This is a genomic window from Gordonia sp. B8661-1, from assembly GCF_059427765.1.
In genome coordinates, this window is sequence record NZ_JCAHRL010000010.1 from 34679 (window position 1) to 59123 (window position 24445).

The 24445-nt window shown below is 66.2% G+C and carries 22 protein-coding genes; 8 read left to right on the forward strand and 14 right to left on the reverse strand.

Annotated features, from left to right (window positions below; translation table 11 throughout):
• Positions 1 to 27: 27 nt before the first annotated feature.
• Entirely contained in the window at positions 28 to 1476 is a 1449-nt protein-coding gene (ramB, locus tag AC4JJG_RS18235) for an acetate metabolism transcriptional regulator RamB (protein ID WP_495398777.1), read from the forward strand.
• A 154-nt stretch (positions 1477 to 1630) separates the two neighbouring features.
• Here ramB and AC4JJG_RS18240 read toward each other — a convergent pair whose 3' ends face one another.
• Entirely contained in the window at positions 1631 to 2875 is a 1245-nt protein-coding gene (locus tag AC4JJG_RS18240) for an arginine deiminase (protein WP_495398776.1), read from the reverse strand.
• A 39-nt stretch (positions 2876 to 2914) separates the two neighbouring features.
• The gene (locus tag AC4JJG_RS18245) at positions 2915 to 4399 is read right to left on the reverse strand and encodes a basic amino acid/polyamine antiporter (RefSeq protein ID WP_495398775.1); all 1485 of its coding nucleotides are present in this window, start codon (positions 4397 to 4399) and stop codon (positions 2915 to 2917) included.
• A gap of 156 nt (positions 4400 to 4555) precedes the next feature.
• On the opposite strand from AC4JJG_RS18245, the gene AC4JJG_RS18250 reads away from it, so the two are divergent.
• On the forward strand, positions 4556 to 5974 hold the full coding sequence (locus tag AC4JJG_RS18250) for a lipase family protein (protein WP_495398774.1): 1419 nt from the start codon (positions 4556 to 4558) through the stop codon (positions 5972 to 5974).
• A 51-nt stretch (positions 5975 to 6025) separates the two neighbouring features.
• On the opposite strand, the gene AC4JJG_RS18255 is transcribed toward AC4JJG_RS18250, so the two are convergent.
• A complete protein-coding gene (locus AC4JJG_RS18255) occupies positions 6026 to 6493 on the reverse strand; it encodes a MaoC family dehydratase (protein ID WP_495398773.1) in 468 nt (155 codons plus the stop codon).
• Positions 6494 to 6691: 198 nt separating this feature from the next.
• On the opposite strand from AC4JJG_RS18255, the gene AC4JJG_RS18260 reads away from it, so the two are divergent.
• The 3 genes from AC4JJG_RS18260 (at position 6692) to AC4JJG_RS18270 (ending at position 8194) form a co-directional block, all read left to right on the forward strand.
• Positions 6692 to 7057, forward strand: coding sequence for a carboxymuconolactone decarboxylase family protein (locus AC4JJG_RS18260; protein ID WP_495398772.1), 366 nt, complete (start codon positions 6692 to 6694; stop codon positions 7055 to 7057).
• Between the two features lie 29 nt (positions 7058 to 7086).
• Positions 7087 to 7746, forward strand: coding sequence for a class I SAM-dependent methyltransferase (locus tag AC4JJG_RS18265; RefSeq protein ID WP_495398771.1), 660 nt, complete (start codon positions 7087 to 7089; stop codon positions 7744 to 7746).
• Positions 7747 to 7858: 112 nt separating this feature from the next.
• Positions 7859 to 8194 carry a cupin domain-containing protein gene (locus AC4JJG_RS18270; RefSeq protein WP_495398770.1) on the forward strand — a complete coding sequence of 112 codons (336 nt, stop codon included), beginning with the start codon at positions 7859 to 7861 and terminating at the stop codon, positions 8192 to 8194.
• Between the two features lie 14 nt (positions 8195 to 8208).
• On the opposite strand, the gene AC4JJG_RS18275 is transcribed toward AC4JJG_RS18270, so the two are convergent.
• From AC4JJG_RS18275 to lpdA, 9 genes are all read right to left on the reverse strand, one after another.
• Positions 8209 to 9090, reverse strand: coding sequence for a DNA-3-methyladenine glycosylase family protein (locus AC4JJG_RS18275; protein ID WP_495398769.1), 882 nt, complete (start codon positions 9088 to 9090; stop codon positions 8209 to 8211).
• A 26-nt stretch (positions 9091 to 9116) separates the two neighbouring features.
• A complete protein-coding gene (locus AC4JJG_RS18280) occupies positions 9117 to 10667 on the reverse strand; it encodes a hypothetical protein (protein WP_495398768.1) in 1551 nt (516 codons plus the stop codon).
• Entirely contained in the window at positions 10664 to 11650 is a 987-nt protein-coding gene (locus AC4JJG_RS18285; RefSeq protein WP_495399596.1) for an alpha/beta hydrolase, read from the reverse strand. The genes AC4JJG_RS18280 and AC4JJG_RS18285 overlap by 4 nt, the downstream gene beginning before the upstream one ends.
• 5 nt (positions 11651 to 11655) lie before the next feature.
• Entirely contained in the window at positions 11656 to 12276 is a 621-nt protein-coding gene (locus tag AC4JJG_RS18290; RefSeq protein ID WP_495398767.1) for a hypothetical protein, read from the reverse strand.
• The gene (locus AC4JJG_RS18295; RefSeq protein WP_495398766.1) at positions 12273 to 14135 is read right to left on the reverse strand and encodes an ABC transporter ATP-binding protein; all 1863 of its coding nucleotides are present in this window, start codon (positions 14133 to 14135) and stop codon (positions 12273 to 12275) included. The genes AC4JJG_RS18290 and AC4JJG_RS18295 overlap by 4 nt, the downstream gene beginning before the upstream one ends.
• Positions 14132 to 15892, reverse strand: coding sequence for an ABC transporter ATP-binding protein (locus AC4JJG_RS18300; protein ID WP_495398765.1), 1761 nt, complete (start codon positions 15890 to 15892; stop codon positions 14132 to 14134). The genes AC4JJG_RS18295 and AC4JJG_RS18300 overlap by 4 nt, the downstream gene beginning before the upstream one ends.
• Positions 15893 to 15989: 97 nt before the next feature.
• A complete protein-coding gene (locus tag AC4JJG_RS18305; protein WP_495398764.1) occupies positions 15990 to 16136 on the reverse strand; it encodes a hypothetical protein in 147 nt (48 codons plus the stop codon).
• A gap of 256 nt (positions 16137 to 16392) precedes the next feature.
• Positions 16393 to 17043, reverse strand: coding sequence for a hypothetical protein (locus AC4JJG_RS18310; protein WP_495398763.1), 651 nt, complete (start codon positions 17041 to 17043; stop codon positions 16393 to 16395).
• A 798-nt stretch (positions 17044 to 17841) separates the two neighbouring features.
• Entirely contained in the window at positions 17842 to 19227 is a 1386-nt protein-coding gene (gene lpdA / locus AC4JJG_RS18315) for a dihydrolipoyl dehydrogenase (RefSeq protein ID WP_495398762.1), read from the reverse strand.
• A 158-nt stretch (positions 19228 to 19385) separates the two neighbouring features.
• Here lpdA and AC4JJG_RS18320 point away from each other — a divergent pair, with 158 nt between their 5' ends.
• Both AC4JJG_RS18320 and AC4JJG_RS18325 read left to right on the forward strand, forming a co-directional pair.
• Positions 19386 to 19955 carry a TetR/AcrR family transcriptional regulator gene (locus AC4JJG_RS18320; protein WP_495398761.1) on the forward strand — a complete coding sequence of 190 codons (570 nt, stop codon included), beginning with the start codon at positions 19386 to 19388 and terminating at the stop codon, positions 19953 to 19955.
• Positions 19956 to 19988: 33 nt separating this feature from the next.
• Positions 19989 to 21227, forward strand: a complete 1239-nt coding sequence (locus tag AC4JJG_RS18325) for an oxidoreductase (protein WP_495398760.1) — start codon at positions 19989 to 19991, stop codon at positions 21225 to 21227.
• Here the strand turns inward: AC4JJG_RS18325 and AC4JJG_RS18330 are convergent.
• Positions 21224 to 21874: a maleylpyruvate isomerase family mycothiol-dependent enzyme gene (locus tag AC4JJG_RS18330; RefSeq protein ID WP_495398759.1), complete on the reverse strand. Its 651-nt coding sequence runs from the start codon at positions 21872 to 21874 to the stop codon at positions 21224 to 21226. The two genes, AC4JJG_RS18325 and AC4JJG_RS18330, sit on opposite strands and share 4 nt — an antisense overlap.
• 117 nt (positions 21875 to 21991) lie before the next feature.
• On the opposite strand from AC4JJG_RS18330, the gene AC4JJG_RS18335 reads away from it, so the two are divergent.
• Positions 21992 to 24028, forward strand: coding sequence for a prolyl oligopeptidase family serine peptidase (locus AC4JJG_RS18335; protein ID WP_495398758.1), 2037 nt, complete (start codon positions 21992 to 21994; stop codon positions 24026 to 24028).
• Between the two features lie 57 nt (positions 24029 to 24085).
• Here the strand turns inward: AC4JJG_RS18335 and AC4JJG_RS18340 are convergent, their stop codons facing one another.
• Positions 24086 to 24358, reverse strand: a complete 273-nt coding sequence (locus AC4JJG_RS18340) for a GlsB/YeaQ/YmgE family stress response membrane protein (RefSeq protein WP_495398757.1) — start codon at positions 24356 to 24358, stop codon at positions 24086 to 24088.
• Positions 24359 to 24445: the final 87 nt, after the last annotated feature.

Below are 24445 nucleotides of genomic sequence, written 5' to 3' on the forward strand. Positions count from 1 at the left end.
GTCACCGTACCCCGAAAGGAGCCCGTCATGAGCCCGACCTTCGTCGGATCGAGGCTGCGTCAACTGCGGTCCGAACGTGGACTGTCGCAGGTGGCACTCGCTCAGTCACTGGGCATCTCACCGTCGTACCTGAACCAGATCGAACGCGACTCGCGTCCGCTCACGGTGAAGGTGCTCACGAAGATCACCGAGGTCTACGGCGTCGACGCGTCGTTCTTCGACGCCCAGGACAATGTGCGACTCGTCGCCGAACTCCGCGAAGCCCTCTACGACGACGACATCGAGGCACCCGCGGTCACCCGCGACGGCGCGGAGATCAGCAGCATGGTGTCGTCGCATCCGGAGATGGCGCAGGCGCTGGTGAACCTGCACCGCCGCTACCGCATCGCCACCGATCAGCTGGCGGCGGCCACCGACGAGCGCGGCGACCGGAGCAGGCGCGGCTCGATCACCGCGCCCCATGAAGAAGTGCGCGACTACTTCTATCAGCGCCGCAACTACATCCACGAACTGGACGTGGCCGCCGAGGAGATGACCGACCGCATGCGCATGCACTCGGCCGACATCCGGCGCGAGATCGCGAACCGGCTCGAGGACGTGCACGGCGTCCGCATCGTCAACCGCGTCGATATGGGCGATCAGGTGCTGCACCGGTTCGATCGGGAGAACCGCAGGCTGGAGATGTCGGCGGCGCTGTCCGGCGGGCAGCGGTCGTTCAAGCTCGCCTCCGAACTCGCCTATCTGGAGTTCGGGGACCTGCTCCGCGAACTCGTGGACGAGGGCAACTTCACCGACGATCAGTCACGATCGCTGGCCCTGACCGGTCTCGCGAACTACTTCGCCGCCGCCGCGATCCTGCCGTACAGCCAGTTCCACGGCGCCGCAGAGGATTTCCGCTACGACATCGAGAGGTTGTCGGCCTTCTACTCGGTGTCGTTCGAAACCATCTGCCACCGGCTGTCCACGCTGCAGCGCCCGAATCTGCGCGGCATCCCCTGGTCCTTCGTGCGCGTCGACCGCGCGGGCAACATGTCGAAGCGACAGTCCGCCACCGGTTTCCACTTCTCCTCCAGTGGCGGCACCTGTCCGCTCTGGTCGGTCTACGAGACGTTCGCGTGGCCGGGCAAGATCCAGCGGCAGGTGGTGGAGATGCCCGATGGTCGCGAATACTTCTGGGTCGCCCGCACCGTGGAACGACGCGCCACGCGCTACGGTCAGCCCGGGAAGACCTTCGCGATCGGACTCGGGTGCGAACTCCGGCACGCCGGCCGTGTCGTCTACTCCGACGGCCTGGAGATCGGACCGCAGGCGCAGATCACCCCGATCGGTGCGGGATGCCGTGTCTGCGAACGCATGAACTGCGCGCAGCGCGCCTTCCCGCCCGTCGGTGCGAGCCTGTCCATCGAGGAGCACCAGAGCAGCGTCTCCCCGTACACCATCTCCGCCCCGGCACCCGCCCAACCGCTGATCGAATAGCGAGCGAGCGCCCCCACCCGCTGATCGAGTAGCGAGCGAGCGCCCCACCCGCTGATCGAGTAGGCCGCGAGCGCAGCGAGCCGCCGTATCGAGATCACCTGCGCGAGATCTCGATACGCGGGCTCGCTGCGCTCGCACGCTACTCGATCAGCAGTCAGTGCACCGGGTCGCGGATGATGGGGCAGGTCATGCAGTGCCCGCCGCCGCGGCCACGACCGAGTTCGGCGCCGACGATCGTGATGACCTCGACACCCTCCTTGCGCAGCAGCGAATTCGTGTGGGTGTTGCGGTCGTAGGCGAAGACCACGCCGGGTTCCACGGCGACGAGATTGTTGCCGCTGTCCCACTGCTGCCGTTCGGATTCGTAGGCCGTGCCACCCGCCTCGACGACGCGGAGCTTCTCGAGGCCGAGTGATCGCGCCACGACGTCGAGGAAGTGATCGGGCTCCTCGATCACCTCGAGACCCGGGGCGGCGTCGGTGGGCCGCAGGGTGAACGCCGTGATGGTGTCCACGATCGCCAGGTAGACACTGACGAGGTCACGGTCGGCGAAGGTGAAGACGGTGTCGAGGTGCATCGCCGCGCGCAGCTTCGGCATGCCCGCCACGATGACCTGCTCGGCCGCCCCGGTCCGGAACAGTTCGAGCGCCGTCTGGGTGATCGCCTGCCGCGACGACCGTTCGCTCATGCCGATCAGCACCACGCCATTGCCGGGCACGAGGACGTCGCCGCCCTCCAATGTGGCCGTCCCCCACTGCTTCTCGGGGTCACCCCACCAGACCGTCGACCCGACATAGTCCGGATGGAACCGATAAATGGCCTTCATCAGCAGCGTCTCGTCGTGCCGCGCAGGCCAATACAGCGGATTGAGGGTCAGGCCGCCGTAGATCCAGCAGGTCGTGTCCCGGGTGTAGAGCGTATTCGGCAACGGCGGCATCAGATACTCGTTGACGCCGGAGGATTCACGCGCCAGTGCCCGGTATCCGTCGCCCAGTTCCCCCGGCAGGTCCTGCGTCGCCATGCCACCGATCAGGAGTTCACTCAGCTGCGCCGACGCGAGCCCGTCCAGATACGAACGGGTTTCGGCGACGAGCCCGAGGCCGACCTCGTTCGCGACGATCTTGCGATCGAGCAGCCAGGTTCGCGCCTCCGGGATGTCTATGGTGGCGGCCAGCAGTTCGTGCAGTTCCACGACGTCGACTCCCCGATCACGCATCTTCTGCACGAAGTCGAGGTGATCCCGTTTGGCGTTCTGCACCCACGGCAGTTCGTCGAACAACAGGTCGTCGGCATTGGACGGGGTGAGGCGTTCGTGGGCGAGGCCGGGTGCGCACACCAGCACCTTGCGGAGCCGCCCCACCTCCGAATGCACTCCGTACGTGGCCGAGGGCTGGGTCATGACGACATCCTTCCGATGCGAATGTGTTTGCCGGACAGCTCAGTCGGCTGCCGGTTCGGTGACGTAGCCTGCGTGACGTTCCTGTTCGGGGTGGTCGTACACGTCCCCGGATCCGGAGGCCAGGTAGACGCTGCCGCCGACGGCACCGGCGACGATCACGCCGAACAGCACGGCCTCCGCACGAGTGAACACCCGTTGGCGCTGTTCACGTCTCGCCATCACGTACAAGATGGCACCGACCGCGTAGAGGATGCAGGAGAGCAGTAGCTTGTCGAGGCCGGCCGCCCAGATCAGGAACAGCGTGTACACCACCGCGACGACGGCGATCACCAGATCCGGGCGGCGAGATCGCCCGTCCTCGTAGGTTTCCCGACGCCACACCAGCCGCAACATGAACGCGGCGGCCAGGAAGTACGGGATCAGTGACAGCGCCGCGGTGAGATCGAGCATGAAGTCCAGTCCGTCGTCGACGAACAGGACCACGATCAGGAGCGCCTGCACGAGACCGCTCGCCAGGATCAATGCCGCCACGGGTACCCCGGCCGAGTTCTCCCGCGCCAGGAAGCGCGGCATGTCGGCGGACCGCGCCGGCACGTAGAGGATCTCGGCGGCCATCAGCGTCCAGGCCAGATAGGCGCCGAGCACCGAGACGATCACCCCGATCCGGATGAACACCGAACCCCACTCGCCCACCAGCGATTCCAGAACGGAGGCCACCGACGGCTGACCGGCGGCGGCCAGGTCGCCCTGTGTCATCGCGCCGTAGGACACCAGGGTGACGAGCGAGAAGACACCGAGGACGCCGAGGAACCCGAAGACCGTGGCCTTGCCGACATCCTCGCGCTTGCGGGCGAATCGCGAATAGACGCTGGCACCCTCGATGCCCAGGAAGACGAAGACGGTGATGAGCATCGTGCCGGTGACCTGATCCCAGAGGGAACCGACCTCGATACCGTTGCCACCCCAGAAGTTGTCGGCAAAGTATCCGGCGTCGAAGAGGATGATCGCCAGGACGATGAACACCACCAGCGGCACCACCTTGGCGATGGTGGCGATGCGGTTGATGATGGCGGCCTGCTGGACGCCGCGGCTGATCAGGCCGAAGAACAGCCACACCCCGACCGACGAGACGATGACCGCGAGCACCGTCGTGCCGTCGCCGAGCGACGGGAACAGGGCGCTGGTGGTCGCCATGATCAGCACCCAGTAGGAGGTGTTGCCCGCGCATGCCGAGGCCCAGAACCCGAATGCCGAGTTGAAACCGACGTAATCGCCGAATCCCGCTTTGGCATACGCGAAGATGCCGGCGTCGAGATCGGGTTTGCGGGTGGCCAGTCGCTGGAACACGAATGCCAGCATCAGCATGCCGACGCCCGCCACGGTCCAGGCGATCAGAGCACCGAAGACCCCGGTCTCCGCACCGAACCGCTGCGGCAGCAGAAAGACTCCCGATCCCACCATCGAACCGACGACCATGGCCGTCAGCGTCGGCAGGTTGACCTTCTCGTCGGCACTCACGCTCACACCTTAATGCGTGCGTATGCACACATATGGGCAATCCGCAGAGTCATTCAGGGGACATACATTCCGACCGGCGTGTTGACAGGCATCGAGACGATCGGCAACCTAGCGTCCTAAGTGTGAGGGAGGTCACTCTCACAGCCTTGGGGGAGGTGCGCTATGGCGCGGAGTGCAGGACGTTCGCGGAGACGACTCCGCATGATGGTGGCGGGGCCGGCCGTGCTCATCGCCGTCGGCCTCCTGGGGCCGACGACCATCACGACCGCCGCGGCGGCGCCACCCGCGGATCCACCCAATATGATGGGCGTGCCGTCACAGATCCCGCAGGCCATCGACCGATTCGTGCCACCGGCCCCCTATCCGAAGCTCCGGACCATTCCCCGACGCGCGCAGGTGGCCGGATTCTCCCATCGCACACTGGAATTCCGCGAGGCCGTCCTACCGACCGCCACGGGAGATCCGATGTACGACCGGTGGCCCGACGATCTCGCCGGCCAGTCGCCCGGCACACCGATCGCGAGCCGCGACGTGCTCGGAACCGCGAGACTGCTTGCCGTCGCACCGATTTCGCGGGCCACGCTGGTCAAGTTCCGTTCCACCGATGCCGTTGGCCAACCGTCCTTCGGTACCGCCACCCTTCTCGAACCGACGGGACGCGCACCGGCCCGGGGCGCCCGCCCGGTCGTCGTCAACAATCTCCCGATCGATTCACTCGGAACCAAATGTAACCCCGGATACACTCTGGCACACGGTATTTCATTCGCATCAAATACCACCGATCTGATCCCGCCGCTCACCCAGCTGGCACTCGCGCGCGGCTACGCCGTACTGATACCCGATCATCAGGGACCGCGGATGGCCTACGCCGAACCCACGGTTGCCGGACATGTGATCCTGGACGCCATCCGCGCGATCGCACAGTTGTATCCCGAGCGGTACCGGGACAGCCGGGTCGCCATGGCCGGCTATTCGGGCGGTGCCATTGCGACGTCGGGAGCCGCGGCCCTGGCGGGAACCTATGCGCCGGAGGTGGCGCCACGACTCGTCGGTGCCGCACTCGGCGGGGTACCGGCCGACTTCCGGATGCTGCTCGGCAGCATGAACGCGAACCTGGCCGCCGGACTGCTGCACGCGGCAACCTTCGGCATCGCGCGGGAGCGGACCGAGATCCTGCCCATGGCAAATCATTTCGCCGAATGGCTGGCCACGTCACCGCTGAAGGACTCCTGCTTCCTGCTCGCGACGGTGGCGGGGGGCACCTTCTGGCCCATGCAGTTGATGGCCAACGACCCGGACCCGTTCCGATCGCCGGTGGCCGAGCGGATCTTCGAGGTGACCTCCATGAGCAAGCGGAAATCGCTTGTCCCCCTCTACATCTACCAGGGTGCACAGGAATGGTGGATCCCGGCGGCCGGGGCGCGCGATCTCTACCGCGCGCAGTGCCGTCTGGGGGCCAGCGCCGAGTATCACGACTACCTGGGCGAACACGTCAGCACCGCGGTCGCCGGATTCCCCGGCGCAATCGACTGGCTGGACCGGCGGCTACGCGGGCAGCCGGCACGCGCCGGCTGCCGCTAGCCGCACATCGGTTGACCGGGCCCGGGTGACCGGGCTCGGTTGACCGCGTCGTCAGTAGACCAGGACGCGGACGTTCTCGGCGACACACGCCGGTTTGTCGGAGCCCTCGATCTCCACGGTGTTCCGCACGACCATGGTGACGCCCTTGTCCCCCTCGTCGACCGAGACGATCGCGGCGTTGGCGCGGATACGCGATCCCACCGGGACCGGACTCGGGAAACGCACCTTGTTCATGCCGTAATTGATGACCAGCTTGGGGCCCTCGACACCGAAGATGCTGCCCGCCAACAGCGGAAGCAGCGACAGCGTCAGGAAGCCATGCGCGATCGGAGCGCCGAACGGGCCGTCCTTGGCGCGCTCCGGATCCACGTGAATCCACTGGTGATCACCGGTGGCCTCGGCGAACGCGTTCACGCGCTCCTGAGTGATCTCCAGCCACTCGCCCGATCCCAGATCCTCGCCGATCGCGGCCTTCATCTCGTCGACATTGGTGAAGGTTCTCTGTGTGATACCCGTCATAGTCGCCGTAGTCTACCGTGGTCGGTATGGGCACACCCCGAGTCGCACCGGGCGGCTTCTCCGAACTCGGGCCCGATCAACTGGATCTTCTCCCGCGGCGCGGCACGCGCGATCGGCGTCCGGGACGCGCATATCTTCTCGACCCTCGGACGAGCGAAGGGCCTCTTTCGCGCCTGGCTGCACTTCGGCGCACGACTGATGCCGTTCGGGGCGTTGTCGCGCAAGGAATCCGAGATGATCATCATCCGCGTGGCCCACCTGCGCGGCAGCGAGTACGAACTCGACCATCATCGGCGCCTCGGTCGCCGCGCCGGACTCGACGCCGCGGAGATCGAGCGTGTCCTCGAGGGGCCGGATGCCGGCTGGGGCGACCGTGAGCGGACGCTGCTGCGCGCCGCGGACGAACTCGTCGGGACGCGCGACATCGGCGACGACACCTGGTCGGCACTCACCCGCCATCTCGACGAGTCGCATCTGGTGTCGTTCGTTCTCCTCGTGGGCCAATACGACATGCTGGCCACCACTCTCGACGTGCTGCGGGTCCAGCGCGACGAACGCGTCTGACCCAACTGACCGATCATCGGGGGTGCTCCATGGATTCGATTGCGCAGCAACTGATGCGGAATCCGCTCTTCTCACGCGTGTACGAGGGTGTCTGGCGCCCGACCTTCACCCGGCTGTTCAGCCTGGGCGGATCGGACACCGCGGACGTCGACCGGGCGCTGACCGCGTATCTGTCGCGTCCGGGCGAGCGGCTGATGCTCGATGTCGCCTGCGGCCCCGGAACGTATGTGCGGCGGATCGCCGAGGGACTCACCGGTGACGGCCGATGCGTCGGTATCGATTTCTCACCGTCGATGCTGGCCCGCGCGGCGGCCACCAACACCGGGCCGCGAACCGCCTATCTGCGCGCCGATGCACACGCAGTACCGTTCGGAGACAACACCTTCGACACCGTCACCTGCCTGGCCGCGCTGTATCTGATCCCGGATCCGCTCCCCGTGCTGGACGAACTGATGCGGGTGACCCGGCCGGGCGGCGAGGTCATCGTGTTCACCACTGTGCACACCGAACTCACCGGTCTGCCCGGCGTCCGGCAGGTCACCGGGCTGACGGGTCTACGGATCTTCGGGCGGCAGGAGATCGTCGATCGACTGCACGCCGCGGGCGCCGACCAGGTGGAACAGACCGTCACCGGACTCGGGCAGTACGTCGTCGCCACCAAGAAGAGACCGGCCGACCCGACGTCCTGATGTGACGTAATGTCGGTCGTCAGGAGAACAGTCGAGACCGAGGAGCCACGATGTCGCAATTGACAATCCGGCGCGCGACGCCGGTCATCGCGGTGCAATCGGGCGCCGACGCATGAACGGCTGGCAGTCGGTCACCGGGCTGACCGAGCTCACGGGCGACGCCGAGGCCGCCAAACCCGACATCGCGGTGCTCGCGAAGACCGAGGGCGCCACCGTGATCCGGCTGTCGTTCCACCCGGGACAGGTCATGGCCGATCACCGCGCGGGTCGCCCCATCCTCATCATCGGGCAACGCGGCGAGGTCGAGGTCACCATCGGTGACGACCGTGTCACGTTGCGGCCCGGCTCGGCGATCCACATCGACGCACAGGTCACCCATGCGCTGCGCGCGGATGCCGAGGCCGCGGCGACACTGCTGGTGTTGGAACGGCCGACACCGGCATCCTGAAGCGTCCGCCGGGTTCACAGGGAACGGTAGTCGCGAACCGACATCCGGGGGCCGCGGCGCGGTCGTCCGGCGCCGTACAGCTCGATCATCCTGATGATCCGATAGCGCTGTCCCGCATAGGGTTCCAGCAGTTCGAGCATGCCGTCGTCGTCAACCGGTTCCCCGATCAGTGTCCGGCCCACGATGGTCGGGATGTGGTAGTCGCCGACCGGTACCGCGTCCGCGTCGCCGAGCGCTCGCGCGCGGGTCTCGGCCGCCGTCCAGGGGCCGACGCCGCGCAGGATCGTCAGGTTGTCCGGATACTTCTCGACGTCGAGAGCGGTGGCTCCCCGGATGGTGCGCATCCGTACCGGTTCGATGCCACTCCGATGCCACTCCCAGTTGGGGATCGAGGTCCAGGCGGCACGTGGCGGCGGCACCCGCATATCCGCGGGTACCGGTCCGGGCGCACGTTCGCCGAATCTCGTCAGCAGGTAGCGCCAGGCGCGGAAGGCCTCGGCGCCGACGACCTTCTGTTCGAGAATTGCCGGGACGAACGATTCCCACACTCGATTGGTGCGTCCCAGTCGCAGGCCCTCCGCCCGTGACACCAGATGTTCGACCACCGGATGCCGCGGCACGAGTGCCTCCGGATCGTCGTCGGCGCCCAGGAGCGCGGGCATCTGTTCGATGAGCCAGTCCGCGCCCGGACCCCATGCGCGACCGGCGATCTCGTCGCCGGATGCCACCACGGTGAGCGTGCCCGGGCCGTCGGGGGTGTACACCGCCCGCCAGATGGATCCGTCACGCCCGAACCGGAACGCCGGGTCACCGCCGCCACGACGGTGCAGGCCGAGCGACGCGGAGAGATCGAGCGGCCCGGGTGGACGCCACCGACGGACCTTGGGGGTGGTCACCTCACGACGCTACCGTCCGGAACGTGTCACCACCTCCGGGCGGCCGGATTGGCCCGCACCGCCACCGCCTCGTCGGCGGCGGCCGCCGTGTTGTCACTGGCCAGACACACCGATCGCAGCACGTTGTGGAAGACCACCAGTCCGTACAGGTTCGGTGCGTTCAGGATGCCCCCGGTACGTGGCATGAGGGGGGTGACGTCGGTACCGGCCGGCAGCAATCCGTTGATGATCGAGGCCGCGCCGTCGGAACCCGCGGAACTCCACACCTCCGACGCGATATGAGCGCTCATCGCCCACGCGTAGTAGGCCGCGGTCAGCGATTTGGTGACGGTGACGTCGGCGAGCGGCACCATCTTCCCGGGGTTCTTGCCGTTGTCCAGGTTGTGCTTCCACCCGATCGCCATATCGGTGGGAGCGCCGCCGATGTACGGGATCAGTGTCATCAGGCTCGAGGTCACCGACTCGATGGTCGTGAAGTCGGCGGGATCGGCCGGAATCGCACCGACCGGCGCCCACGTGGTCCGCATGACCCGGTTCAGATCCTTGGCGATCCGCGAGATCTGGGCGCGCGCCGCCGGGTTCTTGTTCGTCGCGAGCATGTACTCGACGGTGCGGGACGCCACACGCGACAGCGGCATCTCACCGATGGCCGGACAGGTCTTCGGATCGGCGATCATCACCTGGGACGCGATCTCCCGGAATGCGGCCGGGATGTCCGACGGCGAACCACCGGGCAGGTTCGGCTGACCCACGGACGCCTTCTCCTCCGGCGTCACGGTGGTCATACATGCTTTGATCAGGGCCTTGCTCATCGCCTGATACACCAGATTCACGCCGAGTACGCCGAGCAGAATCGGGATCGACACGGCCATGCCGATCGAGACCGGACCGATCTGACCGATCGGCCCGATGGTGCGGCGCAGCAGGGTCAACGGCACGATCACCGCGACGTACGCATAGAAATAGACCGTCTCGACGGCCTGCGCCAGCGACAGGTTCTGCACGGTGATCGACCTGTGCGCCTTGCCTTCCCGCACATTCATCAGCTGGGTCACGATCATCTGCGAGATCGGGTCACGATACTTGTGGACCGGTGCGTCCTCGTTGTCCGAGAGCGCCGCCGTCGGTCCCGACACCGACAGCATCTGCACGCGTGCGTTCTTGAGGTCGCGCTGCGCGTTGGCCTTCCAGACCGGGGCCTGGCCACGCATGTCTGCGGGCAGGATCGCCGCGATGCCGTCGATCATCATGTCGGCGACCCGTCCCAGCGTGGTGTGCTGCGAACCGACGCACTCCTTACCGTCCGGCGCGATGTCACCGGCCTGCAGGATCTTCGACTTCTTCTTCTTCTCGTCTCCGGGCTTGGTGTTCTGCGCCGACGGTGCGGTCTTGGTCGGCGGCGCCGACGGTGCGGTCTTGGTCGGCGGCGCCGACGGTGCGGTCTTCGTCGGCGGCACCGCCGACGCCGTGCCGGCCGATCGGTGGTCCGCCGCACCGACTACCACGGCGGTCACCACCACCGCGGCCACCGCGACGACGCGCAGCCGCGCGAGCGACGTACGTCTACCCGTGGTCACCGGATCGCCCGTGCGAGCTGAGGCCACGACTTGTGCAACTGGTCCTGCCAGTACGGCCACGAGTGCGTACCCGGTCCCGGACGGTCAACCGTCGCAGGGATGTTCAGCCGATTCAGCTTCGCCACCAACTGCTCGGTGCAGTAATTCGTGGCGGCCTCGATGGTCCCGCCGAGCATGATGCGATCGGCCAGATCTCCCGGGCTCGGTTCGTTCTGCAAATTGTCATGCGGACCCGGCAGTCCGTTTGCCGAACTAAGGTACAGCGAGGTGCCACGCAGTCCTTCGGCGTGGATGACCGGATCGTTGGCCTTCCACAGCGGGCCCCCGACGGGGCCCCACATATTCTTCACGTCGGCCTCCCCGCGGGCCTCTACCACTATTTGAATGAACGCCGAGCCGTAGGTGTTCGACGTCGCCGCGCACCCACTATAGGCACCGACTGCCCGGTATAGTCCGGGATTCTGAATTGCCAGGTTCAACACCGATGTCCCCGAGGAGGAAATCCCCGCAATCGCGTTCCGCCCGTTGGTGTTGTACGTCGTGTTAACGACTGTCGGCAGTTCCTTGGCGAGGAAGGTCGACCACTTGTTGACACCGTGGAGCGCCGGCTCAGGTTTGATCCAGTCGGTGTAGTAGGTGAACGCACCTTCCATCGGGATCACCACGTAGACGTTCTTGTCCGAGAAGAACTTCACGACGTCGGTCTTGCCCTGCCAGGTGGCGGCATCCTCGCCGCCACCCGCTCCGTTGAGCAGATACAGCACCCCGGCGGGCTTCGACGGGTTCCGCGGGTGGATGACGGTCAGCGGGATGTCGCGGTTCATCGACGCCGCGTGAACGACGATGTCCGAGGTGGTCGGCCCGGTGCTCTTCGACGACACGAGCGCTGTCGGCCGATCCGCGGAGGCGGTGCCGGCGACGCCCACCGAGGCGACCGCCATGGTGGCCGACAGGGCCACGGCCGCGAGCGCGCGACGAGACATGATCTTCACAGGGTTTCCCTTTCTCGGGGAGGATTCTCCGACTGGAGTCCGTACATTTCGATGCCGTCGAGATCGATTGTGTCGTAGAGCGAAATACCGAACCGGGCGGTCCAGCCGTCGCGCAGTTCGGGTCGGCCGGTCCACACGAAGAACCTACGTCCTTCGCGACGGCAGCGCTCTTCGATGGGCGCCATGATGTCCCAGACGATGCCGCTGCGCCGGAGGTCGGGGCGCACCGCGGCGATGTACAGGTCGATGGCGCCGTCCTCGGGAGGGGTCATCCCGGTCCCGGAGAGCAGGCGGAGGAAGCGCTCGCCGAGCCCGGGTGCCGACGTGGCCATGCGGACGACCTCATCGCGATCGGTATGCGGGGTGTCCGGCACGGGCTGCCCGACGACCTGATATCCGATGAGCCCCACCAGCTCTCCGTCATCGAAGCCACCGACCACCTGGCCTGCCGCGACGAGCGGCCCGATCAGGAAGCCTGCGAGCCATCGGCGGTACTCGTCGTCGGCGCAGACATCACCGAGGACCCACTCGTAGAGCGGTATGTCCGGCAGCGTCATCGCGGTGATGTCGACGGCCTGCTCGGTCTCGTCGAGGGTGACCGTCCGTATCTCTGTCATCCGTGCGCTTCTTCCATCTCACGGTCCGCCGGCCCGGACATATGCTGCCCGTACAGACGTGCGAAGTGACCTCGGGCGGAACGTAATTCATCCAAGGTGCCGTATTCGACGATCCGTCCGTCCGCGAGTACCGCGATCTCGTCGACCGAGGCGAGGGTGGACAACCGGTGGCTCACCACGAGTGTTGTGGTGCGGGCACGCAGGTCGGCCAGCCCCTGCTGGATCAGCAATTCCGTGCGCGGGTCGGCGGCGCTCGTCGCCTCGTCGAGGATGAGGACGCGGGGCTCGGCGGCCAGCGCACGCGCCACCGTCAGGAGTTGTTTCTCGCCGGCGCTCAGGCTGTCCGCGTCATCGGAGACCGGGGTGCCGGCGCCACTCGGGAGCCGGTTCACGATCTCGGCGGCACGGGCGTGCTCGGCGCTCCCGCCGTAGGCGACGTTCTCGCCGGCCGTTCCGGCGAACAGCCACGGATCCTGTGCGACGACGGCCATGCCGGCGCGGAGCTCACTTCGCGTCAGATCGCGGATATCACTGCCGTCGACCAGAATTCGCCCGCGATTCGGGTCCTCGAAACGCTGCAGCAGGGACAACATGGTGGTCTTGCCCGAACCCGTCGCCCCGACGATCGCCACGGTGGTGCCGGGGCGAATCCGCAGGTTCACCCCGTCGAGGACGGGAGCATCGTCCGCGTAGCCGAAGCGGACGTCCTCGAACACGATCTCCGGTGGGGCACCGTGGCGCGGCCGTCGTGCCGAACAGACCTCATCGTCGACCGCGGGCGCCGCTTCGGATGCCGTGGCCAGGAATCGGCGGACCCGCCCGAGTGACACCAGACCGGACTGGATACGGGGCAGGATGCCGGCGAGTTCGCTGAGCGGTGACGCCAACTGCAGCGCCAGCATGATGATCGCCTGCAGCGCACCGAGGGTGAGCGCACCGGCCAGCAGACGCTGGGCACCGACGACCGCGAGTACGACGAAGAGCATCGAATTGACTGCGGCCAGTGACGGACTGATACTGCCGCCGAGTGTCTGCGCCCGGCGTGAGGCCTCCAGGAGTCGCTGATTGGTCGCCCTGATCCGACCGTCGACGGCATGCTGCGCATTCAGCGCGACCAGGGTGTCCCGCGCACCGTAGATGTCCTCGATATGTGCGGTCATCTCGGAGGTCTCGGCCCACTGCCGCTCCAGCGCGGGACGCGACCAGCGCGCGATCAGCACCACGACCACCACGGACACCGGCACCATCAGCAGCACCAGTCCTGCGAACATCGGTGACAGCAGGAACAGCGCGACGAAGACGCCGACGGTGCTGAGAATGGTGACCGGCAGTCGCACGAACAGCGGAGCGATGAGGGTGCCGACATTGTTCACGTCGACCGAGACGGTGTTGAGGATCTCGCCGCGCCGAGTGCCGTCCACCGTGCCGACCGGTAGTCGATGCAGCGTCTGCTGTACGCGGGAACGTAAGCGTCGCAACGATTCCTGCACCGTGTGGTTGGCCAGCAGATCTCCCGCGGACTTCGCTGCGGCAATGATCACGAAGGTGACGCCGAGCCAGAGCGCCGTCGACCAGAGTTCGGTCCAGTCGATACCTTCGCCCGGGACGACGCCGGGACTCTCGGCGAGGGCGGCGAGTTCGGACCTGCCCGCCGAGCGCAGGCCGTCCGCGGCCTCGGCCACGGTCCGTCCCGGATCCAGTTGCCGCCCGACGACTCCCGCGAGAATGATGTTGGTGATCCGGGCCAGCAGGAAGGGCACGACAACGGTTGCGACCGCGGCGATCACCGCGCACAGCACCGCCGTGTTCAGCCGCCACCGACCCACGATCTCGGACCGGATCCCGGCGCCCCCGCTCACGCCGGGAGGCCTTCGCTCATGCCGGCCAATTCACGGTATTCCGGCGACCAGGCACGCAGTTCCTGATCCGTCCCACGAGCGATCACCGCACCACCGTCGAGCATGATGATGCTGTCCGCGAGCCGCAGGAGAGTGGGTTGCTGGGATGCGAGGATCACGGTGCATGCGGGCAGGTGTGCACGAATACCCCGGAGCACCGACTCGGCGGTGCCCCGATCGAGCGCGGACATCGCGTCGTCGAGGCACAGCACCCCGGGCGAACCGATGAGCGCCCGAGCGATCGCGAGTCGCTGTCGTTGACCACCGGAGAAGTTGGCACCGCCCTGCGTGACCGCAGCATGCAAGCCGCCTTCCCGGGCGCGGACGAAGTCTGCGGCGCAAGCGATCTCGAGCGCGCGCCACAACTCGTCGTCGTCGGCATCCGGACGGCCGAGTCGCAGGTTCTCGGCGACGTCCCCGGCGAGCAGGGACCGGCCCTGCCCGGCGTATCCGACGAGGGCGCGCAAGGCCGCGGGCGACCAGTATCTGGTGTCCACGCCGCAGGCCCGCAGTTCCCCGGCGGTCGGATCGAGCAGACGCGGGATGAGCGCCAGCAGTGTCGACTTGCCGGATGCGGTCCCGCCGATCACTCCGGTGAGCGTCCCGGGCGAACAGACGAGGTCGACGTTGCTGACGGCATCTCGGGTCGTGTCCGGATAACGGTATGCGGTGGAACGGAATTCGAGGGTGACCGCGCGCCCGCGGGCCGGTGCGTACGACTCTCCCCGATCGGCGGGCGACACATCGAGTACCTCACGAATCCGCTTGGCGGACACCACACCTTTGGGCAACACCGCCGTCACGGCGACCAGCATGGCGACTCCGGCGGCGACCTGGGTGAGGTAGCCGGTGAAGGCGGTGAGTTGCCCGATCCGGATCGTGCCCGCGTCGATGAGCCGGGCACCGGCGAGCATCGCGATCACGGTCGTGGCATTCACGATCAGGACGACCACCGGCAGGATCATGATCTGCAGGACCGCCAGCCTGCGCGCGACGGTGGTCACCTCGTCGTTGAGCTCCTCGAAGCGCCCGATCTCGTGGCGCTCGCGCCCGAACGCGCGGATGACCCGGATCCCGGTGACCTGGCTACGCACCGTCGAATTGACCGAATCCAGCGCCTGTTGGTTACGACGCGCCAGCGGCAGCATGCGAGAGACGGCCCATCCGAGGACGACTGCCAGCACCACCGCGATCACCACGATGAGCGGGGACAATCCGGGGGCCTGGCCGACGGCACCGATCACCGCACCAAGAGTGAGCAGGGGCGCCGAGGCGGCGACGGTGAGCAGGGAGAACTGCGCTCCCGTGACGGTGACGACGTCCGCGGTGCTCCGGGTGATCAGCGTCGCGGCGCCGAACCGATCGGCATCGGCGCGGCCGAGGGACATCACCTGCCGGTAGATGCGTTCGCGGAGTTCCGCGGCGGAACGGGCCGACAGCCCGGAGCCGAACACCGCGACGCCGAGCCCCGCGGCCAAGGCGATCACGGCGGCGATCACCATGAGTACGGCGATCCGGTTGATGTAGGCGGAGTCCCCGGCCAGGACACCGTTGTTGATGATCGCGCCCTGTAGAGCGGGTTGCGCGAGAGTTCCGGCGGCCGAGACGATCTGGGCGACGATCAGTCCTGCGACGAGCCAGGGGTGCCGACGCAGTGCGGAGCCGATGAGTTCACGGAGCGAGGCGATGTCGCGTCGACCGGAACCCAACCCCTTCACCTATCGCACCTTTCCGAGACTTCTGAACCGATATCCGTGACCAGCGCAGTGGGCCGCGCCGAGCGGCGCGACCCACTGCACGAGTGGTGAACGACGACTACATGCCGAGTCCGCCGCCGGCGCTGCCGCCGTCGCCACCCTGGAAGCTGCCACCGTTCTCGGTCGAACCGATGCCGCCGAGGACGCCGTTCAGGGTCTTGAGGAGCTCGGACAGGCCGGCGATCTCGAGTGCGTCACCTGACATTTTCAACTCTTTTCTCTTGCGAGGGGAACCGCACCGTGGTGCGTGTGATCGGATCCCCGATCAACGATGTCGAACATTACACATCGGTGACAGTCGTGACCTGAGTCATAATTTGCCGTTATCTAAACGAAATAAGATTCTCTCATATTCGCAGGTCCAAGCGATTTGGAGCGCTTGACTGGGACGGTTGACCATGCAACTTCTTGCCTTTTTGAGACTGAAAAGTCTCACTCTGAGGTTCAGACATTGCAGATCGCTAACCCTCCGTGAGCCCCGACGCCAGCCCGTACAGGGTGATCCCGTCGACCTCCCGATCATCGAAGACATCGGCGTCGAAGAGCCCGGCCCAGCGGTCTCGCAACTCAGGTCGGGCCGTCCAGGCATAGAACCGCCGATCGGTCCGATCACACAGATCCACGACCGGCGCCATCATGCGCAGGAGTACTCCGCCGCGCGCGTCCGGACGGACGGCCGCCGCCAGCACATTGACGGCATCGGCATCGGGCGGTGGAAGTGCACCGTCGTCGAGCATCCGCGCGACGCGTTCGACGAATCCGGGGATCGACATGGCCATCTCGATGTCACGCGGGTCGCGCTCCACCGCCTCATGCTCGGCGGAGCGGTCGGCCGGAGGGAGCTGATACGCCACGACGCCGACGATCTCACCCTGACGAACCGCGCCGATCACCTGGCCGGCGATCACCAACGGCTCCAACAGGATTCGTGCGAACCAGATCCGGGTTGCCGGATCACGGCCGGCGTCGCCGAGCGCCCAGTCGAAGAGCGGGATCTCCGAGGTCACCGCTCCGACGAGCTCGGCAACCCGATCCACCTCGGATCGGTCGACTCTGCGGATCGCCACGTCCGACGCGGCCACCGCGACGCGGCCCGCTCCGGACGCTGCCATCTCGGCGCAATCACTGAGAATGACGATCTCCTGACGAATTCGACACAATGTAAACAATGACGCTCTAACGCATTCGTGGGTCGCGCCGCTCTGTCAGGCGACGCGACCCACGAATGACGATCATTCGGGTCTTAGCTGCCCGAGCCGCTGCTGCCGCCGTCGGCGCCACCGCTCGAACCGGCCTTGTCGACGAGATCGCCGACAGCCTTGATGATGTCTCCGATAGCTGCGATATCAGACATGGGTGGTGTCCTCTCTGGGGATGGAAATGACGTGTAACGCTCAGCTGATCAACCGAGTCGATCAACTATGTCGAACATGACACATCGGTCACATTCGTGACAGATCGCAAAGATCTCCGTTATCCAACCGAGATATTGAAACGCATCGTCACTGGTCAGAGCGGTTTGACTGATTTGCTGTCAACAGTTGACTGTGCACCTTTCGGATACTTTCAGTTTCACAAACCCTCGACCAACAGTCGAGGTGGCGCTGAAATTGGCGATAGTGAACCCGAGTCGACGTCCATTCGGCCAAAATGCGAACGCCCGGAGAAGTGCCCTCCGAAAGGACACATAAAAGACCGCCCGTCGACAGACGGGCGGTCTTTTATCATCATCGGAGCGGATTCATCCGTTGATCACGAATATCGGCCGCATACATGCAACCCCGACGCAACGCTTTTCTCTCACATAGTGATCATGTGCCCGATCGCGCCGTGGCAACCTCAACGCAACGCGCACTCACATGTTGATCATGTGCCCGATCGCGCCGTGGCAACCCCAACGCAACGCGCACTCACATGTTGATCATGTGCCCGATCGCGCCATGGAACGTCTCCTGCAGCGCCTCCGACATCGTCGGGTGGGTGTGTACGTTGCGGGCCAGTTCCTTGGCCGTCAGATCCCACTTGTGGGCCAGCGTCATCTCCGGGAGCATCTCGGAGACGTTGTCACCCACCAGATGTCCGCCGAGCAGTTCGTCGGTGTCGGCGTTGGTGATGAGCTTGGCGAAGCCTGCCGTTTCACCGAGGCCCTGGGCCTTGCCGTTGGCGCTGAACGGGAAGCTGGTGGCCTTCACGTTGTAGCCCTCGTCCTTGGCCTGCTGTTCGGTGAGACCGAAGGAGGCGACCTGCGGCTGGCTGAACGTGGCGCGCGGCATGAACCGGTAGTCGCCGAGCTTCATGGTCTCCGCGCCGGCGATGACCTCTGCGGCCACCACGCCCTGCGCCTCGGCCACATGTGCCAGTTGAAGTTTCGCGGTCACGTCGCCGATGGCGTAGATGCCGTCGACGTTGGTGCGCATGAAGTCGTCGATGGCGATGGCGCCACGATCGGTGAGTTCCACACCGGTCTTCTCCAGACCGTAGCCGTCCACGCGCGGCGCGAAGCCCACGGACATCAGCACCTTGTCGGCGGTGACGGAACCCTCGTTGTCCTTGGCGTCCTTGTAGGTGACGGTCACGTTGTCGCCGTTGTCGGTGACGCTCTGCACCTTGGTGGAGGTCAGGATCTTCACGCCGAGTTTCTTGTATTCCTTGGCGATGACCTTCGAGACGTCGGCGTCCTCGTTCGGCAGGACGCGGTCGAGGAACTCGATGATCGTCACGTCGACGCCGTAGTTGGCGAGCACGTAGCCGAACTCCATGCCGATGGCGCCCGCACCGACGATGACGATGGACTCGGGCAGGTCGCGGGTGAGGATCTGTGTCTCATACGTGACCACATTGTCCGAGAGCTCAACGCCGGGAAGGAGTTTCACGGTCGACCCGGTGTCGATGATGACGTTGTCGAAGGTGATCTCGCGGTCGCCCACCTTGATGGTGTGCGCATCGGTGAAGACGCCGTATCCGTCGATCTCGGTGATCTTGTTCTTCTTCATCAGGAAGTGGACGCCCTTGACGATGCCCTCACTGACCTTGCGGCTGCGGTCGAACGCCGCGCCGAAGTCGAAGGTCACGTCACCGGACATCCCGAAGGTCTTCGCCTGATGATTGAAGATGTGCGCGAGCTCGGCGTTCCGCAGGAGAGCCTTGGACGGGATACATCCAACGTTGAGACACACACCGCCCCAGTACTTCTCTTCGATGACGGCGGTTGTCATGCCCAGCTGGGCGGACCGGATCGCGGCCACGTACCCACCTGGACCAGCACCCAGGACAACTGTTTCAAAGTGTTCAGCCACGGTTTCCACCCTACGTCGCGAGCGGCCGCCGATGCAGCGCGTCCCCGTACCCGGGAGTAACCGGTCCGATCTCCTCGGCATTCCCCGGGGGCTCCATCTCCGGCCCTGTTTCAATCATTGATTGAAACAGTGATGGAACTATGCTTCGATTCGAAGTCATGAGCGCACCGACGACCCGGACAACCCGCGATGGCCTCCTGGCCGCCGCGGAAGGGTTGTTCCTGGTCAGCGGCTACGACCGGGTGTCGGTCCGCGCCATCTGCGCGGCGGCCGAGGCCAACCCGGCCGCGGTGCACTATCACTTCGGCTCCAAGGAACAGCTCGTCACCGAACTCCTCGAGGATCGGCTGGCGCCACTGTGGGCCGATCCGCTCGACGCCTTCGACCCCGCCCACGACGACGTCCGCGAACTCGTCGACCGCGTCCTCGCGCCGTTCCTGACGATCCAGGACGCCCCACTCGGACGACTGCACCTGCAACTCCTGAACCGGTTCGTGCACGCCCACCCGACCGCGGGCTGGACTCAGCCGTGGTTCCAGCTCGACCGGTGGACGGAGTTGCTCACCGAACTCGTCCCCGGCCTCACCATCGCCGAGGCGCGCCGTCGCTGGATGCTCGCCTTCGCGCTCATCCTCGTCCGCTTCGGCGACAACGTCGAGGTCCCCGACTCCGCCATCGACGCCCTCGCCGCCTTCGCCACGGCAGGTCTGTCGGCACCAGCACCCTGACGTCCACAGCCCAGCCCATCTCCAGGAGCAGCCATGACCACCGGTACCGACCCGTTCGCGCCCGCCCGACTGGGCCCACTCACGTTGCGCAACAGGCTGATCAAATGCGCGACCTTCGAAGGCGTCACCCCGGACGCCGTCGTCACCGACGAACTGGTGGACTTCCACCGCGAGGTCGCCGCAGGCGGTGCCGCGATGAGCACGGTCGCCTACTGCGCGATCTCGCCGGAGGGCCGCACCGACCGGCATCAGATCTGGATGCGCGACGAGGCGATGCCCGGACTGCGCAGGCTCACCGACGCCATCCACGCCGAGGGCGCCTTGGCCGCAGCGCAATTGGGGCATGCCGGGGCCGTCGCGAATTCCGCGTCGAATCGCGCAAGGGCGCTCGGACCGTCGCGCATCCCGGCCCCCATGGGCATGTCGCTGACCCGCAAGGTGTCCGTCGACGACATCGCCGATCTCCGGGTGACGTTCCGCCGGGCTGCCCGGATCGCCGTGGACTCGGGGTTCGACGGACTCGAGATCCATTGCGGGCACAACTATCTGATCTCGTCGTTCCTGTCGCCGTCGCTCAACCGGCGGCGGGATCAGTACGGTGGGCCGCTCGTCAATCGGGCCCGCCTCGCGCGTGAGGTCCTGGAGTCCGTCCGCGAGGAGGTCGGCGACGAGGCCGCCGTCTGGGCGAAGCTCAACATGTTCGACGGTGTCGGCACTCCTGGACCGGGCCACGGCAACGGCTGGGCCGGGAAATTCACCGGGTTCAACGTCGACGAGGCGTGCGCGGTGGCCCAGCTCTTCGAATCCGACGGCTACATCGACGCCATCGAGCCCACCGCGGGCAGCTCGCTGCTGAACCCGATGTATCTCTTCCATGGCGATGCTCCGCGCAAGGAGTTCGCGGCGGCGTTCACCGGCGTGCTGCGCGCGGGCCTCAAGGTCGGCGCCCCGGTGTTCCTCAAGAAGTACGAGTACCACGACGGATACCTGCTGCCGCTCGCCCGGCATCTGCGTGCCGCCGTGTCGATGCCGATGATCCTGCTCGGCGGGATCACCGACCGCGCATCGATGGACATGGCCCTGGCGGAGGGCTTCGACTTCGTGGCGATGGGCCGGGCACTGCTGCGTGAACCCGACCTGCCGCTGCGCATCGCGCAGGATCCGTCGACCACCTCGAAGTGCGTCCACTGCAACCTCTGCATGCCGACGATATACAGCGGCACCCGCTGCCCCATCCGCGAGGGCGAGGTGCCCGACCCGCTGGCCGTCTAGGCGGTCGGCAGACGCGACGCGCCCGGTCCGGACAGTGCCCCCTCGGGTACCGGCCGGCCGGATACGGCGAGGAGCAGATCGATGGCACGGCCGGAGACCACCGGCCCGGAACCGTGCGTGAAATCCGCGTCGATCGCCTCCACCGTGAGACCGTCGACCCGCTGGCGTCCGCCACCGAAGTCCACCGACGTCCGCAGCTGATAGGCGAGAGCGTCGACGACGGCGTCGAGCGGATAGTCGGCGACGATGCCCAGCGGCCGCCGGATGTCCTCCCCGTGGACGAATTCCTCCACCAGCCGCGTGACCAGTGGGGCGGGCGGCGAGCTCCGCCGGTCGACGACCGCCGCCAACGCATCCACCGTGTCCGTCGGGCGCTCCCGCCGCTCACGGCGGACGCCGGCGTCGTTGTCCCGATCGAAGTCGAACCGTGCCGCGATCATCCGCCGCATGAATCCCGGCCACGTCGTCCGCGCCACATCGACGAGATGAGCGGCGACATCGTGCACATCCCAGCCGTCGCACAGCGACGGAGTGTCCCAGACGTCGGGTGACACCCGCCGAAGATCGGCGACGAGACGCCGTCGTTCCGCGGCCACCACCGGCCACACCGTCGCCGCATCCGGCCTTCCCCTGCGATCTGATCCCATACCCGTTCCGACCGTCCCCACGCCCGGAACTCATCGCGCCGCGGACGGTGGCACACCGACATTCACTACGATCGAGGCGACGCTATCCACCCGCACCGACAGGGAGACGCACCGCCCATGAGCGACATCGAACAGTCCGACGACCCGTTCCTCTGGCTCGAAGATGTCACCGGCGACCGCGCCCTGGACTGGGTGCGGGCACACAACGATCCGACGGTCGCGGATCTGACCACCAGCGACCGGTTCGCCCGGTTCGAGGCCGATACCCTGGCGATCCTCGACACCGACGACCGCATTCCCTATGTGGGCCGCCGGGGCGACTACCTGTACAACTTCTGGCGGGACGCCACGAATCCGCGCGGCCTGTGGCGCCGGACGACGCTGGACTCCTATCGGACCGATTCCCCCGACTGGGACGTGATCCTGGACATCGACGAACTGGCCGACGCCGAGGACGAGAACTGGGTGTGGGGTGGTGCGACCGTTCTTCGGCCCGAGTACCGGCATGCACTCGTGTCGTTGTCGCGCGGCGGTGCCGACGCGACGGTGGTGCGCGAATTCGACATCGAGACCCGCACCTGGGTGACCGATGGCTTCAATCTCCCGGAGAACAAGTCGTCCGTGGGCTGGATAGACCGCGACACCGTCTATGTCGGAACGGATTTCGGTGAGCAGCCGGACGGCCACGGTTCGATGACCGCATCCGGTTATCCGCGCGTCATCAAGAAGTGGACCCGCGGCACGTCGCCGGAGGAGGCGCCCACGGTGTTCACCGGTGAGGTGAGCGACGTGTCCGTGGGCGTCGTGTACGACGACACCGAAGGCTACGAACGCCACTACGCCACCCGCGCAACGGATTTCTACAACTCCGAGCGCTCGGTGCTGCGGGACGGGGAATTCGTCCGGATCGACGTCCCCACCGACTCCGCATCCGGCGTGTGGCACGACTGGCTGTTCGTGATCCCGCGTTCGGAGTGGAATCTCGATGACACGACGTACCCGGCCGGATCGCTCCTGGTGTTCGACTATCCGTCGTACATGTCCGGAGATCGCGACGCGACGGTGCTCTTCACCCCGGACGAGCACACCAGCCTCGCCGATTACAGTGTCACCCGATCCCATCTCATCCTCACCACCCTGCACGATGTCCAGACGCGCACAACGGGATTGGAGCTGGGCACCTGGAAACCCGTTGAGATGCCCGGACTCCCGGAGCTGGCGACCACCAGCGTGCTGTCCACGGATCCGGATGAGGGCGACGAGGTCTTCTGGTCGACGAGTTCGTTCACCATCCCGCCGAGCCTCCTGTACGGGGAGAGCGGTTCGGCGCCCGAGGTCATCAAACAGGCCCCGGAGGCCTTCGACGCCACCGACGTGATCGCCGAACAATATTTCGCCACATCGGATGACGGAACGCAGATCCCGTACTTCGTGGTGCGGCGTTCGGATGTGACATCGGGGCCGACACTGCTGTACGGCTACGGCGGCTTCGAGAACTCGCTGACCCCCGGGTACATGTCCGTGGTCGGCCGGAACTGGGTGCAGCCCGGCGGCATTTACGTGCTGGCCAATATCCGGGGCGGTGGCGAATACGGTCCGACGTGGCACACGCAGGCGATGAAGGCCGACCGGCACAAGGTGTACGAGGACTTCGCCGCGGTGGCGCGCGCTCTGGTGGACGAGGGCTTCACGACCCCGACGCAACTCGCCGCCCAGGGCGGATCGAATGGTGGACTACTCATGGGCGTGATGCTGACGCGCTACCCGGAACTGTTCGGCGCGTTGGTATGTCAGGTTCCGCTCATCGACATGCAGCGCTATCACCTGCTGCTGGCGGGTGCGTCATGGATGGCCGAATACGGCGATCCCGACGATCCGGAGCAGTGGGCCTACATGAAGCCGTTCTCCCCGTACCAGAATCTGGAGGCCGACGCCGACTACCCGTCACTGCTGGTGACGACCTCGACCCGCGACGACCGTGTCCATCCCGGCCATGCACGCAAACTCGTTGCCCGCCTGGAGGACCTCGGACATGACGTGTCGTACTACGAGAACATCGAAGGTGGCCACGGCGGCGCGGCCGACAACAAGCAGGCCGCCTTCAAGTCCGCTCTGGCCTATGAATTCCTATGGCGCACCCTGACATCGTCGTGATGTCAGGATGCGCCACAGGTTCACCGATCGAAATCGGGTGACTGCCGTGCGGTGGGTTTACCGCCGTACGGTGCGTCCCCGGATCGCCAGGTAGGCGGCGATCAGCACGATCGCCACGATGATGCCGACGATGAACGGGATGACCTCCCAGCCACCATTGCTGTTGTTGTAGCCCAGCTGGTACGTCAGCCACGATCCGATGACCGATCCCAGGATGCCCAGGACGATGGTCATGATGATGCCGATGTCCTGCTTACCCGGCATGACCAGGCGTGCAAGGGCACCGATGATGATACCGACGACCAGTGCGCTGATAATGGTTCCGACCACGACAACCTCTTCTCTTAGCCCGACCCAATACTTTCCGCGGTCCCCCGAGCCGCGCATTCCGAACCTTACTAGTCAACATCCTTCGCC